The sequence below is a fragment of the Limnohabitans sp. genome (assembly GCF_031538885.1).
Lineage (GTDB): Bacteria > Pseudomonadota > Gammaproteobacteria > Burkholderiales > Burkholderiaceae_C > Limnohabitans.
The window spans coordinates 1-16,243 of the sequence record NZ_JAVKLW010000112.1 but is presented as its reverse complement, the minus strand read 5'-3'; the positions used below and the strand labels follow the sequence as shown (position 1 = coordinate 16,243).

The window sequence follows — 16,243 nt, the reverse complement described above, 5'->3', positions numbered from 1 at the left end:
AACGATGCAAAACACTGTCAAAAGCACCCAAAATCAGCCTCAAACGAGCGGGGATTTCAAATCGCAAAATCATCACGCGAATCACCGATCACACAGAGAACATGTGTCGTCTTGTCGAGCGGTATTTCAGCAGCCTGTTAGGGTTGGCCAGCTTGGTGGCGCATCGACGTGAGGACAACATCATTGCCCCGTAGCGCGTTTCATCACGACATAGCCAAGCTGAGGTTCTCCATGACGGCTCTCATCACGAATGAACCGCTGCAAGGTTTGAAGGCTTACCGAGGGCGTTTGCTCCACGACAAGCGTGGCGCCTAAATAATGCGTCGCTCAAGAGCGCATAAATTTCCCGCGACAATGTGCGTCTATGGCTCATATTTATATCTATTCACCCAGTGGCGCAGTGCGCGACAAGGCTGCTTTCAAACGTGGGGTGGCCCGCCTGAAGAAACTTGGTCACGCCGTGGAATTGGATGCTGACACTCTCAGCAGCCACACCCGTTTTGCTGGGGATGACGCCACCCGATTGGCTGCGATTCATCGCGCCGCAAACAGCGGTGCCGATGTGGCGCTGATTTCTCGCGGAGGCTATGGGTTGACACGTCTCTTGCCTGACATCAAATACAAACAAGTAGCCAAAGCCATTGCCAAAGGCACGCAGTTTGTGGGGTTGAGCGACTTCACCGCGTTTCAAAATGCCTTGCTAGCCAAGACGGGTGCGGTGACATGGGCAGGCCCAGCCTTAGGCGAAGACTTTGGTGCAGAACAACCTGACGACATCATGGAAGCTTGCTTTGACGACATGGTGAGCGGGCAGGGCGAGGGCGCGGGTTGGCACTTCTCTGCCACATGTGCCGTCGCCCATAGCAAGCGCCGCTCAGGCGTGTGGGCGCATGATGCGGTGCTGTGGGGCGGTAACTTGGCGGTGTTGGTTTCTTTGTTGGGTACCCCCTATTTCCCGGAAATCAAAAACGGTGTGCTGTTTCTCGAGGATGTGGGGGAACACCCATATCGCATCGAACGTATGCTTACGCAACTTTTACATGCGGGTGTGTTGGCCCAACAAAAAGCAGTTATCTTGGGGCAGTTCAACCACTATAAACTCACGCCTCACGACAAAGGTTTCAAACTTCAAAGCGTTGTCGATTGGTTGCGTACGCAAATCAAGCCCCCCGTATTGACAGATTTGCCGTTCGGTCATGTACCCACCAAACTATGCCTGCCTGTTGGCATGCGCATTGACTTGGTGGTGGAGGACAGAGACGCTTTGCTTTTGTGGGCACACGGCGACCATTAACTGATGCAAAACAAATTGACAATATTGCGCGAGTGCTTGGCACCTTGACCACTTCAACTACGATTGGCTTAATTGTTGAATTCTTTAGGCTAGGCAGCGTGACACAGACAGAAGAATATGCTCTAAGGAACATCTGCATAACCTTCTTGTAAACCCTGGCAGCGTGAACGCCATAGGCGGCGTTGAATACACATGAAACAAACCAGCCTATCGGTCAGCGGCTTTGATCCAGCCACACGCCCCTGCGGGCAAGACAGGCCGCCCACCGTTTGCAGCGGAGACGATGTTGCGCATCCATTTGTTGCAACAGTTCTTTGGCCTGAGCGACCCAGCGGCAGAGGAGATGCTCTACGACATGCCCTTGTACCGTGAGTTTGCGCGCATTGACGCAGGGTGTGATCGCTTGCCCGACGAGGTGGAGCATCCGTTCAGAGTGCTCAAACGCCAGTTCGGACACGCGAAGGTGCGCTACCGTGGATTGGCCAAGAACACGAGCCAGTTGGTGGTGATGTTTGCGATGAGCAACCTGTGGATGGTGCGCAAGGCGTTGATTGCCGGGCAACAAAAACGAGCCTCGACAGGGGTGGTGCGTCCGCAAGCGGCCTGAGGGGGAGGCCATGACGAATTGAGACAATCCAACCCAAAATGGCGCACTGGGTACAAACAATTGCGTATCGTGAAGTTCATAACAACTCACGCTGCAAATTCATGCGTTGTGCAGACCTTCCTAGGGCAATGGCTATCGCAAGGCTCTAGGATCATGGCTGTTTTAAAAACGCTCAAGAAACGGATATCGCGTGGCAGAGGATTTAAAAATGGTGCTGCTCATCGGCAGTGCACCCGACGCCGTGCAGGCCAAAGACTGGGACCTGTCGGTGTTTGCGCAGCGTGTGGCCATCAACAACGCATGGCAAATCACACCTGACTGGGACTATCTGGTGTACCCCGAAGACTTCGCGTCCGAGCGTTTGCCGCCCACGCCGTTGAAACTTTCGCAGCAACTGATTGCGGCTCCCGAATTCGTGCCGCAGCAAAACAACTTTGGCGGCTTTGTCTATGCGGGCGGCACCATGGCGTTTACCGCGGGTTACTGGGCCTTGGGTGCTTTGAAGCCCGACTTGATAGCGTTCTTGGGCTGCGACATGGTCTACGACGTAGCCTCGGGCGAGAGCAGTCACTTTTATGGCAAAGGTACGCCAGATCCTCTGCGGGTCGATGTGACCTTGCAGTCGCTCGAGGCCAAGTCGGCGCGCTTCATGGCGTTAGCCCAGGCGCACGAGTGCGCGGTGGTGAATTTGTCTGAGTTGCCCGAATCGCGCTTGTTGTTTCCGCGCGTGACGAGACTTGATTTGACGACGCACGGGATACTCCAACAACTGATGCAAGCGCAAAGCGAGTTGATCGACCCAGCAGCAGTTACATGCGCCTTACAGGCCGAGCAAGACTTGGGCTACATGGTGCCGTCGGGGCGTTATTGGGAGCACACGGCCGAGTTTGACAAAACCAAACTCAGCGACATTGACAGCTTGTGGTTGCAGGCCATCACAACCGATCAGGCCGTGATATCGCGTCAGCTTGAAACTGCGCCTTCGCGTTAATTCAAAGCTGTGCCTTCGCACAGCTCAATTCCCTCATGGGCGGCAATTTTCTCTAAGGCGTTTTCAAACAGCGAACGTGCAGAGTCCGAAATCGAACCTAGGTAGGCGTGCAAGTGGGCGTCTCCTGCATTACAGTTAAAACACGCTTGGCTGTATTCCTCAAAACTGGCAGTTGTGCAATCAGCTCCGCCACGTGGTGCGGGCACTCGCACAGCACACTGGTTGAAATGCCAGCCACGCGGCTGAGGATTGCATCTGAATATTTGCGTACCGTGATGACCGAGCCTGTAGTGCCAAATTCCTGTGCATGCGCAGGATCGACAAACAGCACCGATGTTTGAGCACCAGCGCCTCGGACACATCGTGTTTGGCAAACAAGCGTTGCTTGAGCCAGTGCAGCTAAAGCGTCGATCATTTATTTTCCAGCTGTTTTTTTGATTGCTCATGAGCCTAAGTTCAGTAACGTCATCGTCTAACACTGTCAGCACCGAAGGCTTGGTGCGTTTGCCTGGTATCTTGAAAAAAGATGTCACGCAAACGCGTTTTCATGGCCGGCATCTGATAGTGAGCACTCGTGATGGCAAGCAAATCATGCTCAGCGATGCCCGAGACTGGATTGACAGCGGGCAGGCGCTAAACCTGATTTTTGATGACCACCCTGTCAAGATGCTGTCGCAAGCAACAGCCACCCAGCGCGGACTGACACCCATTCCCAAGTTCGCGAGCGAGACACTCAAGAGTTTGGTGGAGGAGGTAGAAAAAGCCAAGCCCGAAGCCTTGCCCCCCGTGTCTTTTGTGTTTCGGGCGCCTCAGCCTGCGGCCTTGTCCATCAATTGGTCAGATCTCCTGTCATCCCCCCCTTCCCCCTCAATTGCGCCGACCAGTCCGCCAGCAAGAACCGCGCTTTCAGCGCTGCCCGCGTCGCCTGCACGGCCACAAACGCTGCTTCAGGTTCAGGTGGTGTTGCCGCTGGATATGCAGTTTGAGAGCATGCATGTGGCCAGCGCACAGGGGGATGTGCTGGAGGGCACGATGTCTGTGCGTGCCGACGGGGTGTACGAGTTGAGCTTGCCCGAGCGTTTGGGCGCCATGATTGTCTGGGTGGTCGGCATGTCGGCGTCTGGCAGCCATTGCCGTTTGCGTGCGGTGGTCGATGTGCGCCAGCCGGTCCACCGGCTGTGTGTGTCGCCCTTGACCGAGATTGCGGCGGTGTTGTTGAGCGATGTGGTGGTAGGCGTGGGACGGGTGTCTCACCCAGGGCAGATTGCACCTATGAATGAAGCCGTGGCCCGCTTGTTGCTGCAAGCCAGAGGCGTTGATGTGACGAAGCCTAGCGCAGAGGACGCTGTGACCAAGGCACAACAAGCGCTGCTGAGAGCGGTGGAAGATGAGTGCGTAGAGAACAAACCGCTCCATGCGGTGTTGGATGAAATCGCACAAGTGCTAGCCAAGATGCAGGGCTTGCTGAAGCCAGACGCAGACGTTGAATTTGTGCCAAAGGCCGAAGCCGAAGCCGAAGCCGAGGTCGAGGTCGAGGTCGAGGTCGAGGTCGAGGTCGAGGTCGAGGCACCTAGCGCCGAGTTGGTTGAGATTGAAGTGTCTGAGTTGTTGCCGCCAGAACCAGAACCAGAACCAGAACCAGAACTCCAAGATGTGCGTGTCGAGTAACCGACATAGTGGATTTGGGCGCAGGGGCGTTTCCAAGCGCCTTCGACGTGGATGGAGGATGCGTTTGTGTATTTAGACAATGGCATCGACGTGATCGTCAGTGCCAACCGAATGTCGGTGTCTGTGGGTAATGAGACGCCCATATTTGCTGCCGATATGCCAATGGATGGTCGTTGGCATGCGTTTGGTTTGTGCAGCAATGGGATGGCGGGCCCGAACAACTGGCGGGTGATGTTGAACGGGGAACCTTTCTTGTCCTTTGATGGACCTCTGCTTGCCGATTTGATGTCCGCTTCGGAGCTGGTATGAAGGGAGCGTGGGCGGGTAGGTCTGAGTTTGCTAATCGCTGCGTTCAATGCGCCCCAAGGTAACACCCCTCAGCCCGTTCCCCATCCACTTCATCACCTTCTTCGCTGCAAAGTGCAGCAATCAAAGCCTGGTCCACCACCTGGCCGGGTAGCAGCAGCTCTTCATTGGTCCAGCGCTTGACCAAGTGGCCGTTGGCCACGCCGCCGGTGTGTGGGGCTTGGTAGGCGCGGCGGTGTTGCATGGTGACGCCGCTGTTAGCGTTGGCAATGAAGCGGCTTTCGCCCAAGGCCCAAGGTTCAAAGTAGGCATTGGCGGCGACATCCACTTGGCGGAAGTAGCTGCGTGCGCCTTCGGCGTTGAGTTTTTTGCGCACGGTGCGCGTGATGAGGCCTTGCAAGTGGTCGAGCGCAGCATCGTCCATTTGGCTGAGCGTGGCTGGACTCATGTCTTGCTCAGCCAGCGCAGGCGTGGTGGCCAATTCGGCGGGCAGCACTTGCACCATGGCTTTGACCACATCGCGATGGGGCGCTACCGCCGTGGCCACGCCGCGTGCTTGCGGCTGGATAGGGCAGCGAATTTCCACAAAGCGCGGCTTGACGGGGCCAGTGCAGCCGTCGTGGTGGTAGTACTCGCCTTGGCTCAGGCGCCCTTTGCTAGAGCGCCCACGCACATCGCGGTAGGTGGGGTGCTTGGTGTGCACATTCAGGCACACCACCAAGCCCGTGGCATCGACCAGTTGGTAAAAGGCTTCGCGCCATTCGGGCAAGAGCAGCGTGTCGTGAAGGTAGTCGGTGGGCTCTGTGCCTTCGTGGCCCACTTCGCCTTCAATGACCAACACGAACGGACGTGGGCTGCGTACGTGCCATAAGGCGTTGGCAAAGTTCAGCACCGAGGCGGCGGTTTCAGGGGGCGTGGCTTCGGATATGGTGAACATTTGGGGGTGGAGATCGGACAGCGAGTGTTGAACTGGCGGCAATTTTAGGGCTTCGTGGTGGTGGCGCTTCAAAGCCCCAGGGCTTGCCAAACCCGATACGCCGCGTACGCATCGTTGGCCGCATAGACCAGTTGTGATTCACTCAAGCGCAGGTTAGCCCAGTTGCTAGTGGCCGCCTTTTTAGACTTTTGAAAACGCTGGTTGAACAACACAGCCACGGCACCTTTCACGCCCATGTCTTTGCGGTAGCCGCGCTGGTGGAAGACGGTGTTAAGTTCCAAAATGCCCGCAGGTTCGACGCCTAATTTTTGGATGATGCGTTTGCGGTCATCACCCAAACCAAAGCCCGCTTTGACAATGCCTTGGCGCGCAAGCAAGTCAGCAGCCACAGCGCGGCATTCGGGGTCGTGTAGTTGAAACACCCAAGCGCGTTCGTCCGTGGCGAGTTGCAGTACATGTGGGCCGTCTGAGGCTTCGCCCACGCGGAAGGTGGGCTTGGATTCGGTGTCAAAGCCCCAGGCATGTGAGGTGATCAAAGCCTCGCTTGCTAGCTGCGCTTGTGGGCCTGTGTGGACCAAGGTGATGTGGTCAAGCCCCAAGCGTGGAAATTTTGGAAGCAGGGCGATGGCTTCTTTGTCGGGGGTGTCTAGGCGTTGGGTCATGTGCGATTGATGTGGCCTCAATGCTTCTTAGGCTGGCGTGGCGTTTTTTTTGTTTTCTCAATCGCCTCTTTGCGCACAGCGCGTTCGGCATCGGCTTTTTTGCCTTCGGTCAGCCATGTCGCAAATTGATCGGGTGTTTCGAGGGTGACGCGGCCCAGTGCTGCCGTGCGGAAATCATGGATGACGAGGTGCGCCGCCTTGGTCAGGTTGATGCGCCCACCGCGTTGCACGGCACCACGTTGACGGCCAATGGCTTCGAGCATGTCTTCGTCGGTGTGGCTGGCCACGTCGTCGATGTTGTAGCGCTGGTGCAGCACTTCAGGGTAATGCGGGATGAGGTAGTTGAGTAGCTCCAGTGCCACGGTTTCTTCGTCAAACGCATTCACGCCAATGGCACCGCTGGCGGCTAAGTTAAATCCGCTTTGCTCCACGATGATGCGCGGCCACAGTACGCCGGGTGTGTCGTACAAATAAAAGTCATCTACCAAGGCGATGCGCTGCTCGGTTTTGGTGATGCCAGCTTCGTCACCCGTCTTGGCGGCACGCTTGCCCTTGAGGGTGTTGATGAGGGTGGATTTGCCCACGTTGGGGATGCCGCAAATCAGCACGCGCATGGGCTTGGCCATGCCGCCACGTTTGGGCGCGAGTTGTTGACAGTTGTCAATCAAGGCTTTGGCGGGCGAGGCCATGCTGGTGTCTAGGCCAATCGCACGCACACCGGGCATGGCGTTGTAATGCGCCAGCCATTGCGCGGTACGCGCAGGGTCGGCCAAGTCTTGCTTGCTCAATACCTTGAGTGCGGGTTTGCCTCGGATCAGCTCGGTCAACATCGGGTTGGCGCTGGAGCCGGGCAAGCGGGCGTCGAGCATTTCGATGACCACATCAATCTCTTTGATGCGCTCCCCAATCGCCTTGCGCGTGAGGTGCATGTGTCCAGGAAACCATTGAATAGCCATAGCTTAGATTGTCGTTCACGCCGAGTGGGTGGCGGCTTGCAGCCGCAGATGGACCTCATCGGCCAAATCCACAGGCCGTTGTTGCTTGGCTTTGAGGTAGTGCTCGGTGTAGACGTCTAAGTAGGCGTTCAGTGCGTCTGCCGCTGGGTTGTCTTGGGCGAGGGCGAGGCACATGGCCCCGACTTCGGCGGTGCAAAAGTGGGCCGCACTTTGGGCGCGACGCAGGGTGTAGCGCGAGCGTTGTTCTGGGTGCAGGCTGAGCACGGGGAAGTTTTGCAGGTAGGGGCTTTTGCGAAACATCTTGCGCGCTTCGTCCCACGTGCCGTCGAGCAAGATGAACAGCGGGCGCTTTGTGGAGGGTTGTGTCACTTCATGCACCACGCGGGCGGCATCGGCAAACTCGCGCGGGAACACCACATAGGGCTGCCATTGCGGGTCGCGCAGCAGGGCCAGCAAGGCGGGGGCTACTTCTGTGCGTGCCCAGCCAAAGGCGAAGGTGTCGCCCACCACATCGGCAATCAGCCAACCGGTGTTGCTGGGTTTGAGTGGCTCGATGTCGGCCATCAACAAGCACATGCCGGCGCGCGCGGGCACCACAGGGCGCAGGGCACAGAGGCAGTGCGTGGGGACGAGGCGGCAGCCCGCGCAGCGCTCACCCTTGGGCCCACCACGCGCTAGAAAAGGTTTGGCGCTGCGGGCTAAACGGGCCGCGCGTAGTCGGGCGACGGCGTGAGGTGAATCTGCGGTCAAGGTGGCGGCGAGGCTGAAGCGACAGGTCGTGATGGCGTGGGGTGCGGCTTAGCCACCCACATTGCATTCGCGGCGCAACAGTGCCAGCGCATCGTGCAGTTGGTCATCGTGGTCGCTTTGCAGCGTGTCTTGCGCTTCATCGACGAAGGCTGTCCACATGGCGATGTAGCCGTCTTGATGTTCGGCGGGCGCGTTGGCGTGGAGGAAGGCAGTGGCGAGATCGGGCTTGAATCCAGACTTGCGGATTTTGCGAATCAGGGCGGTCGCTGATTTTTCGGTGAGCAGCGTTTTGCCTGTGCTGCCTGCGGCAAGGCATAAGAACAGAGTGAGTAAGGAGCTGTCGTCCGTGTGGCCGTCGGTGGCTTTGGCCCACGCGGCAGAGATTTGGCGGTCAAAGTGGTCCATCTCAGCCAAGCCATCTTCCATCCAAAAATAGCGACCCACGAAAGCGGGTGTTTGGTTGAACAATTTTTGCGGCGTCAACGTGGCGTCCAAAATTTTGGGCAAATCGGCTTCGACGCTTTGGCGTATCTGTTCAACGGCGGGTTTGAATTCGGTGGGTAAGTTTTTAGGCGCCACCAAGTGGATGGCTTGGGTCGCGCTGGGTTTGCGCAGCTTGGCGATGATTTTTTGAAACGCCACCCAATCAGGCATGTCTTTGTGTTGGACGGCTGCGGCCAACAGTGCGGTGCGGATGACGGCTTCGGCATCACAGCCAGCTTCTTCCAAATCATCTGCATGCAGCCCGAGTTGGTACGCCATCCAAATGGCGGCATCCATGACGTACGCCACTTGCTGGCGTTTGCCCAACTCGGCTTGGTAGTCAGCCAGTTTGCACAGCGACCACTTGGCCAGTTGTGGCATGTGTTTGTCACTGAAGCCGCCATGCTCGTTCATGCCAAAGTGCGTGTTCTGGGGCATGACGATGAGAGCTTTGAGCATGTCTGATGCTGCTTTGGAGCGTGACATGAACGAGTGCTCGCGCAGTGCCTCGGCGGCTTTGCGCAAGTCGCCACCGCTTTGAATCTCTAACGTGAGGCTGACCATGTTGACGATGCGGTACTTGGCTTTTTCAAGGTCAGGGCGCAAAAACTCGTTGCCAAAGTAGCGTGCAATTTGCACCATGCCTTTGGGGGCATCGGTTTGGATGGCGTCTAGCTTGGCTAGGTCCAATACGCCGTGGTGAACACCATAGGCGATGACTTTTTCAAAGAACGGGCGGTCATCAAAAAGGGCAACAGATTGCATCATGTGTGTAGGGTGGCGGGCTTAGATGGCCGACTCTTCGTCCGAGTCACGCGCGGCGGGTGTGGCTTGGCCACGGTCGGTGGCTCTGGTCTCGACCTTGCCATCGTCCTCTTCACCTTCTTCGTCCAACAAGCCCGCATCGTGGGCGCGTGCTTTAGCGCGCAGCACCAGCAACATTTCGATGAAGAGGTCAGGGATTTTGTGACGCAGGATCCAGGCGAGCTGCATCCAGTCTTGGTCGGCCACTTCGTCTTCTTCCACGCGTGGCTTCACATAGGCGGAGCCGAGCAGAGCGCTTTCAGACAGCATGTCGCCATCGTCTTCGAGGGTGTCAAAGGTGCCGGTGCGGGCAAAGGCTTCGATGCGGCTCCACTTTTCGCTGAAGTAGTCGGCCAGTGCTTCGGCACCGCCTTCTAAATCGCCAATGGCGGTGAGAAACTCAATCGTGTTCGCATCTTCGCGAAAGATGATGGAATTCATCATGCCGCGCAGGTGGGTGCGGGTGAGGTCTTTGTATTGTTTTTCAATCACCACGGCGCGGGCGAATTGCTCGGGCGTGACCAGCAGGTTGATGACCGATTCCTTGGAGGTGTCGTACTCCCGGATGACGGCCAAGATGTCTTTGGCGGGCAACTGGTCCAGCACCACCATCAGGGCTTGGTCGCCCTCGGTGTCGGCCAACTCAACCAAGGCCGCTTCGGCGCCCGTGATGTCACCTGCAGCGATCAGGCTTTGCGTTTTGGCAATCAGGGTAATGGCATTGGTTTTGTCGGTCATGACGTTTCCTTATTCTTTGCTGTCGAAGCCTTGTTCGACCATCCACGCATTGCCCGCTTCTTCGCGTTCACGGGCTTCGCGCTCTTCGTCTTGTTCGGGCTGGTCGCCGCGCTCGACGTTTTGCAAATCTTCGTCGGCATCGGCATGGGTTGACTGTGCACCACCGCGCATAGGCGTGCCGTGCATGTATTCAAGCGCAGCAGCCACGCTCATGAACCAAGCGCCTACGGGCTCAGCCAAGATTTGATTCACCATGGGTTGTGCCCACGGCGCAATGCGCACGCCTTCAGACAAAGCCTCCCAGCTCAGCAAATCGTCGGCATCGCGCGTGATGAAGTGGTCTATCAACTCGGGCTCGTGAAATTCAAACGCTTGATGCAACACCACGGCCACCATCTCGGGGTTGAGGTCCATCATCTGCAACAAAAAGTCCAGTTCTTTGCGCTTTTCAGCCAAGCGTTTGTCCAGGATGTAGTGGCCTTCGGAGTCCGAGTTGAGGTCGTCCAACTCGGCTTGGTAGGCCGAACGCAGCGCTTGGAAAAATGGAGAAATGCTCATGGTGTTTGAAATGCTGATGCTTTAAGAACGGTTTAGCACTTGCTGAAAGTAACCTTGCCAAATCTCATGTGCCGTTTGTGCGGGGTCATCCAGCAAGTTGCGGCGGCGGTTGTCGTCGTAGGCTTGGCGCTTCACATCGTCAGACAGTACGTCGTAGGCCTCTTGCACTTCGCGAAAGCGCGCAGGTGCAACGGGGTCGCTGTTGCGGTCTGGGTGAAACTGCGAGGCTTTTTGACGGAACGCGCGTTTGATGTCCGCCAGCGTGGCATCACTTTTGAGTCCTAGGGCGGCGTAGTGTTCAGACACGGTCGGTTCTGAAAAATTACAACGCTTGAGAAATTAAAGCGGCTGCTTGAGGCGAATCTCTTCGACCTTGACCGGCCCCATGGGCATCGTCTTGGCGCTGGACATTTCGCGCTTGAAGCCAGCCAACTCGTGAAAGCGCATGGCGCGGTCGTTGGCAATCGGCACCCAGATGGACACATGGGTGCAGCCTTCTTCTTGCAAACCTTCGCGGGCTGTGTCCCACAGGGCTAGACCTACGCCTTTGCCCCAGTAGGCGGCATCCACATAGATGTCCCAAATTTCGCCCATGGTGTTGGGTGTGCCTTTGTCGCGTGAGCGGTCATAGCCCACAAAGCCCACGATCTTGCCGCCATCCACGGCCACTTGCACCTGGGGCGCGGCAAACTCAATGGCTTCGCGCCAGTAGGTGGTGTTTTTTTCTTCGGGCACAGGCAACACTTTGCTGCCTGTTTGCATGGTTTTGAAAGCTTCTTTGGCCGTGGCGGCGTAGAGCTCGGCGATTTTGGTGGCGTCGCGCATCGTGGCGGGACGGACTTCAACGGTTGTCAGGTCGGACATGGAAAAAAAATTCAAAAATCAGGAAAGGTGCCTATTGTCCCAGTAAAACCAACAGACGCTTTGTGAGTTAGGTAGAGTAGCGCCTTCGCTGCATGCAGCTTCTGGCGTTCAACCCCCCCCACCCCCCCAACCTCATGCTCATTCTTGCCCCCATGGAGGGTTTGCTCGACTTCGTGCTGCGCGATGTGCTGACCCGCATCGGCGGGGTGGACCGCTGCGTGTCCGAGTTCATCCGCGTGACCAATACCTTGTTGCCCGAGCGCACGTTTTTGCGCATCGTGCCTGAGTTGGCCAATGGGGGGTGCACCGTTGCAGGTGTGCCCGTGCGCCCTCAGTTATTGGGGTCTGACCCCCATTGTTTGGCGGACAACGCGGCGCGTGTGGCGGGCATGGGGTGCGACGGGGTGGACCTGAACTTTGGCTGCCCCGCCAAACAAGTCAATCGCCATGGCGGTGGCTCGGTGTTGCTGCAAGACCCTGAGGTGCTTTACCAAATCGTGCGCGCCGTGCGTGCCGCCGTGCCCTCTACCCAAGTGGTGTCGGCCAAGATGCGTTTGGGCTTCAACGACGACAGCACCGCCGAAGAATGTGCCTTGGCGCTCGAGGCGGGCGGTGCCAGCGAGATCGTGGTGCATGCCCGCACCAAGGCCGATGCCTACCGCCCACCCGCGTATTGGCATCGCATTGCCGACATCAAAGCCAAGGTGAAAACGCCCTTGGTGGCCAATGGGGAAATTTGGAATGTGCAAGACGCACTCAACGCGCGCGCCGAGTCGGGTTGCTTTGACTTGATGCTGGGGCGCGGCATCGTCACCCACCCCGGTTTGGGTCGCGACATCCAAGCGCATGACGCCGCAGCGCAGGGGCTGCCTGCGCCCGCACAACCCCTGCACTGGCAAGACTTACCGCCACACCTGCACACGTTTTGGCGCATCGTGTCGGGCCATGTGAGCGAGCGTCACCAAGCGGGACGTTTGAAACAGTGGCTTAACTTTTTGCGCAAGCACTACCCCGAGGCTGAGGCTGCTTACATGCATGTGCGCACCTTGACCAACCCCAAAGACATTCACGCATGGTTTGACGCCATGCCCACACCGCCATGACCGACCACACCCAAGACACTCCTTTCATCCAAGAGCCACGCTTGTGGCAAGGCGAGGGCTGGACCGCCAAGGTCATCAAAAATGACGATGACGATGGCTGGGCCGTGGCCATGTTCAAAGACGGTGAATCCGAAGCCGCGCTGATTGGCCCTTGGACCATGGGGCGCGACAAAAAGAACCCCAAACCACTGGACGGCAACGCCTTCATCACCTTGGTCAAAACCGCCAGCGAGTTTGTGCGCCGCAGCGAGCAGCAGTTGCACGCCACGCTGCACCAGTCGGTCACGGTGAACGGTCGCGATGGTCGCGTGACCGTGTTGTTAGACATCGTGCCCGACGATGACAACCCCTATGCCATGCTCAGCGCGCAAGACGAGGGAGGCGACACCTTGGCGGAGTTGCGGGTGGAGGCGGGCTTCAAGCTCAACCGCAATACGGCCCAGGCTTGGGTGGATGCGGGGTTTGCCAAGCCAAAGGGCGCACGGGGCTGAGGCTGGGCGTTAAGCCTTGGCGCTGCTTGCGCTTTTCTTAGGCGCGGTTTTCTTCGCAGGTGTTTTGGCTGGTGCTTTCACCGTGGTGAGCTTTTCGTACAGCTCAAACAAATAGGCGACGCGGCTGGTGTCGTCGTTGCCTTTTTCGTAGCCGTAGGCTTCGTCGACCGCTTCATCCACGAGGTCATGCGCGGCCTGCAAGTTTTTAGGCATGGTTTCGGGGTTGTAGAGCCATGCCAAGCTTTTGCCCGCGTGTTTGGCACGCGCGTCGAGCACGGCTTGGCCTGCGGCTTCGATGGCGGCCATGTGGGCCTTGGTGGGTTGGGGCCACGGATAGTTGTTGTAGACGATGGTGTTGGAATAGCGGTAATCGCTTTTGATGCGCCCACAAACGGCCCGTGTCCAAGCGTTGTGCATGGTCGAGTTAAGCATGCCAAAGTGATACAGCGTGGCGTTGGGGATGGCGAAGGCCAGGTTGCTGACGACGACGTTGGCTTCGATATAACCAACCGGCACAAAGGCGCGTCTTTCGGATGAGACGCTGGGAACCAACAAGTAGTTGGTTTTAGGCTGACGAATTTCTCCAAACAAATGCGGCACCTCAGCCAATTTTTGCGTGGGCACTTTGGTGCTGGCCAGGCGCATGGCACGTACCGCTTCAATGTGCCGGCTGAGTTCGGGCGAGTTGGCGATGTCTTGCTCGGTCACGTCGCCTAGCCACAAGCAAAAGCGCGGCGTGTTGTTCAAAAACTCGTCGGCCCCTATGAACGGGCGAATGTATTTGGCGGCGACGGGGTCTGATTCGCGGATAGATTTTTCTTCCTCGGGCTTGAGTAGCAAGTGACCGCCGTCGGTGGGTTGGCTGCCTTTGTTCATTGGCGAAACCTTGCAAATTGGCTCGCGTCGGTTGGACAAAAACACCGAAGGCGCATCCACCAGATACGCGTTAATGCGCCGCGTCTTGTTGAGTTTTCCATCGTCCGCAATGCGCGCGGTGTAGTCCCACAGGTCGCACTTTTTGGGTTTCTCCATGCCAAAGCCCACGATGACGCAATGCACCGCCGCCATGCCCGAGCCTTCGTTGCTCCATTTGAAGGTGCGGTGCGCAAAGTGGATGTGCAAGCCTTGCTCAAACAGCGGTTGCCACAGCACCGAGACCTGTTCGCCCTGCGTGATGCTGTTGGTGGACACAAACGCGGCCTTGATGTGCGGGTTGACCTTCATCTGCGCAAAGGCTTTGACGTACCAAGCGGTCACGTAGTCGAGCACGCCCGTGCCTTGCGCGTTGCCGTAGACCAAGGCCATGTCGGCCTTTTGCGCTTTGTTTTGCTGGGTGTAGCCCAAAAACGGCGGGTTGCCCACGATGAAGCTGGTTTGCTTGGCTGCAACCACCGTGTTCCAGTCCGTCTGCAACGCGTTGCCTCGGTGGATGTTTGCTTTGCTGGACAGCGGGATGCGCTTGTAGCCACTTGCCCAGCGTTGGTTCATTTGGTGGTCAGTGAGCCACATGGCCACAGTTGCAATTTCGACGGCGGTGGGGTCAATCTCGATGCCGTGAAATTGGTGCACATTGCACAGCGGAATGGTTTGCTGCGCGCCTTTGATGCTGTTCATTTCCAGCAAGGTTTGTTGTTCTAGCCAGCGTAGTTCGCGGTAGGCCACGACCAGAAAGTTGCCGCAGCCGCAGGCGGGGTCAAAGATGTTGAGGTGCGAGAGCTTGGTTTGAAAGTCTTTGAGCTTTTTGGCGTCGTCTTTGCACAGGGCCAGCTCGTCTTTGAGGGCGTCTAAAAACAGCGGGTCGATGGCGCGGCGAATGTTGCGCTCGCTGGTGTAGTGGGCGCCAAAATCGCGGCGCTTCTTGGTTTTGCCTTTGGCCTCTTCGTCGTCCCAATGCATGATGTGTTGAAACAGCGTGCCAAAGATGTCGGGGCTGATTTCAGACCAGTCCAGCTCACAGCAGCCGAGCAGGGCTTGGCGGGAGTCGGCGTCAAAGTCGCAGTCGGCAATGCGTTTTGTAAACAGCGCGCCGTTGATGTACGGGAAATCGAGCAAGTAGGCATAGGGGCCGGTGGTGCGCTGCTGGGTGGTGGTGATGTCGGTGGCTTTGGCAGGGTTGGCGTCTAAGCGGGTGAAGATGCGTTGCAGTTTGCCGCCCAAGTCATCGCCCGCGCTGTTGGTGTTTTGCACGGCTAGCTTGAAGGCGTCTTCTTTGTTGAACAGACCGGTGTCGTCGGCAAACAAGCAAAACAGCAAGCGCACGAGCAAGGTTTGCAAGTCTTCACCGCGAAAACCGGTTTGCTTGACGGCATCGTGCAGATAGCCCAAACGGCTTGCTGCTTCGATGCTGGCGGCGGCTTGGCGGTCTTGGTAGATGCGCTCGTAGCCAAGCAAGAAGTCGAGGTCGTTGACGTGGCTTTTGAAGTCGGCCAGCTTGAATTTGATGGGCTCGCGCTCGCCTGTCTCGTCATAGAGGTGTAGGTTTTGAAAGTCGCTCACCAAGATGTAGAGCGGCTTGTCGTCTTTATTTTTGAGCTTGGGGATGTAACCCTTGGCTTGGGTGTAAGCCTTGGTGAGGTCTTCCCCTTTGGACTTCATCTCGACCAGTAGTAGCCCAGGAAAGAACCCGTCGATGCGGTTGATGCCCACGCCGCTGTCTTTGGTCACACGGCGCTCAAAGTCGACCGAGCGCAGGTAGTTCAGGCCGTACACGCCGCACAGCTCGCGCACGAAGTTTTGGCCTTGGCCCATTTCGTAGTTGGCGTCGGCAAAGTTTTTGGTGAAGGCTTCGGCGCGGTCGTTGAGCAGGTCTTGCTGCTCTTGGTCGGTTTGTGGCGCGGTTTGAGTTTTTGTGACTGTCTTGCTCATTTGAATTTAATGCCGACTAATTAGGGATGGCGGATTCAAGGACGAAGTGCAACACGCTTTAACGAGGCATGGAATACCTCGTGAGGTGTCTTGAATCCTAGTCGCTTTCTGGGGCGGTGATTCAATCGGTTTTCAATCATAGTCAATTCCTCATCCGTCACGGTTT

General features: G+C 57.3%; 17 protein-coding genes and 2 pseudogenes. 9 read left to right on the top strand and 10 right to left on the bottom strand.

Features of this window, described 5'->3' with window-relative positions; genetic code table 11:
- From RMS03_RS09095 to RMS03_RS09070, 7 genes and pseudogenes are all read left to right on the top strand, one after another.
- Nucleotides 1-194 (top strand): hypothetical protein (locus RMS03_RS09095; protein ID WP_310626755.1); only part of this gene is annotated, 194 nt, incomplete at its 5' end.
- Between the two features lie 170 nt (nucleotides 195-364).
- Nucleotides 365-1,294 (top strand): LD-carboxypeptidase, encoded by a 930-nt coding sequence (locus RMS03_RS09090; RefSeq protein WP_310626754.1) that lies wholly within the window; start codon nucleotides 365-367, stop codon nucleotides 1,292-1,294.
- Nucleotides 1,295-1,517: 223 nt separating this feature from the next.
- Nucleotides 1,518-1,709 (top strand): annotated as a pseudogene (locus RMS03_RS11700) (transposase); the annotation flags it as partial.
- Nucleotides 1,707-1,901, top strand: a pseudogene (locus RMS03_RS11695) (transposase); the annotation flags it as partial. The pseudogenes RMS03_RS11700 and RMS03_RS11695, both read left to right, overlap by 3 nt.
- Nucleotides 1,902-2,109: 208 nt before the next feature.
- Nucleotides 2,110-2,892: a hypothetical protein gene (locus RMS03_RS09080; protein WP_310626753.1), complete on the top strand. Its 783-nt coding sequence runs from the start codon at nucleotides 2,110-2,112 to the stop codon at nucleotides 2,890-2,892.
- A gap of 444 nt (nucleotides 2,893-3,336) precedes the next feature.
- Nucleotides 3,337-4,560 carry a hypothetical protein gene (locus RMS03_RS09075; protein WP_310626752.1) on the top strand — a complete coding sequence of 408 codons (1,224 nt, stop codon included), beginning with the start codon at nucleotides 3,337-3,339 and terminating at the stop codon, nucleotides 4,558-4,560.
- 66 nt (nucleotides 4,561-4,626) lie between these two features.
- Nucleotides 4,627-4,869 (top strand): hypothetical protein, encoded by a 243-nt coding sequence (locus tag RMS03_RS09070; RefSeq protein WP_310626751.1) that lies wholly within the window; start codon nucleotides 4,627-4,629, stop codon nucleotides 4,867-4,869.
- Between the two features lie 43 nt (nucleotides 4,870-4,912).
- Here RMS03_RS09070 and RMS03_RS09065 read toward each other — a convergent pair whose 3' ends face one another.
- The 9 genes from RMS03_RS09065 to RMS03_RS09025 form a co-directional block, all read right to left on the bottom strand.
- Nucleotides 4,913-5,803, bottom strand: a complete 891-nt coding sequence (locus RMS03_RS09065; RefSeq protein WP_310626750.1) for a hypothetical protein — start codon at nucleotides 5,801-5,803, stop codon at nucleotides 4,913-4,915.
- A gap of 68 nt (nucleotides 5,804-5,871) precedes the next feature.
- Nucleotides 5,872-6,465, bottom strand: coding sequence for a 3'-5' exonuclease (locus tag RMS03_RS09060; protein ID WP_310626749.1), 594 nt, complete (start codon nucleotides 6,463-6,465; stop codon nucleotides 5,872-5,874).
- Nucleotides 6,466-6,482: 17 nt separating this feature from the next.
- Nucleotides 6,483-7,421, bottom strand: a complete 939-nt coding sequence (gene ylqF / locus RMS03_RS09055) for a ribosome biogenesis GTPase YlqF (protein WP_310626748.1) — start codon at nucleotides 7,419-7,421, stop codon at nucleotides 6,483-6,485.
- A 15-nt stretch (nucleotides 7,422-7,436) separates the two neighbouring features.
- The gene (locus RMS03_RS09050; RefSeq protein WP_310626747.1) at nucleotides 7,437-8,171 is read right to left on the bottom strand and encodes a tRNA-uridine aminocarboxypropyltransferase; all 735 of its coding nucleotides are present in this window, start codon (nucleotides 8,169-8,171) and stop codon (nucleotides 7,437-7,439) included.
- A 48-nt stretch (nucleotides 8,172-8,219) separates the two neighbouring features.
- Entirely contained in the window at nucleotides 8,220-9,419 is a 1,200-nt protein-coding gene (locus tag RMS03_RS09045; RefSeq protein WP_310626746.1) for a hypothetical protein, read from the bottom strand.
- 21 nt (nucleotides 9,420-9,440) lie between these two features.
- Nucleotides 9,441-10,196 carry a hypothetical protein gene (locus tag RMS03_RS09040; RefSeq protein WP_310626745.1) on the bottom strand — a complete coding sequence of 252 codons (756 nt, stop codon included), beginning with the start codon at nucleotides 10,194-10,196 and terminating at the stop codon, nucleotides 9,441-9,443.
- 9 nt (nucleotides 10,197-10,205) lie between these two features.
- Entirely contained in the window at nucleotides 10,206-10,754 is a 549-nt protein-coding gene (locus tag RMS03_RS09035; protein ID WP_310626744.1) for a hypothetical protein, read from the bottom strand.
- A gap of 21 nt (nucleotides 10,755-10,775) precedes the next feature.
- Entirely contained in the window at nucleotides 10,776-11,060 is a 285-nt protein-coding gene (locus RMS03_RS09030; RefSeq protein WP_310626743.1) for a DnaJ domain-containing protein, read from the bottom strand.
- Between the two features lie 33 nt (nucleotides 11,061-11,093).
- Nucleotides 11,094-11,609 carry a GNAT family N-acetyltransferase gene (locus tag RMS03_RS09025; RefSeq protein WP_310626756.1) on the bottom strand — a complete coding sequence of 172 codons (516 nt, stop codon included), beginning with the start codon at nucleotides 11,607-11,609 and terminating at the stop codon, nucleotides 11,094-11,096.
- 143 nt (nucleotides 11,610-11,752) lie between these two features.
- Here RMS03_RS09025 and RMS03_RS09020 point away from each other — a divergent pair, with 143 nt between their 5' ends.
- Both RMS03_RS09020 and RMS03_RS09015 read left to right on the top strand, forming a co-directional pair.
- On the top strand, nucleotides 11,753-12,721 hold the full coding sequence (locus RMS03_RS09020; RefSeq protein WP_310626742.1) for a tRNA-dihydrouridine synthase: 969 nt from the start codon (nucleotides 11,753-11,755) through the stop codon (nucleotides 12,719-12,721).
- On the top strand, nucleotides 12,718-13,212 hold the full coding sequence (locus RMS03_RS09015) for a hypothetical protein (RefSeq protein ID WP_310626741.1): 495 nt from the start codon (nucleotides 12,718-12,720) through the stop codon (nucleotides 13,210-13,212). Before RMS03_RS09020 ends, RMS03_RS09015 begins: the two co-directional genes overlap by 4 nt.
- Nucleotides 13,213-13,221: 9 nt before the next feature.
- Here the strand turns inward: RMS03_RS09015 and RMS03_RS09010 are convergent, their stop codons facing one another.
- Complete coding sequence (locus RMS03_RS09010; RefSeq protein ID WP_310626740.1) at nucleotides 13,222-16,077, bottom strand: DNA methyltransferase; 2,856 nt, start codon at nucleotides 16,075-16,077, stop codon at nucleotides 13,222-13,224.
- Nucleotides 16,078-16,243: the final 166 nt, after the last annotated feature.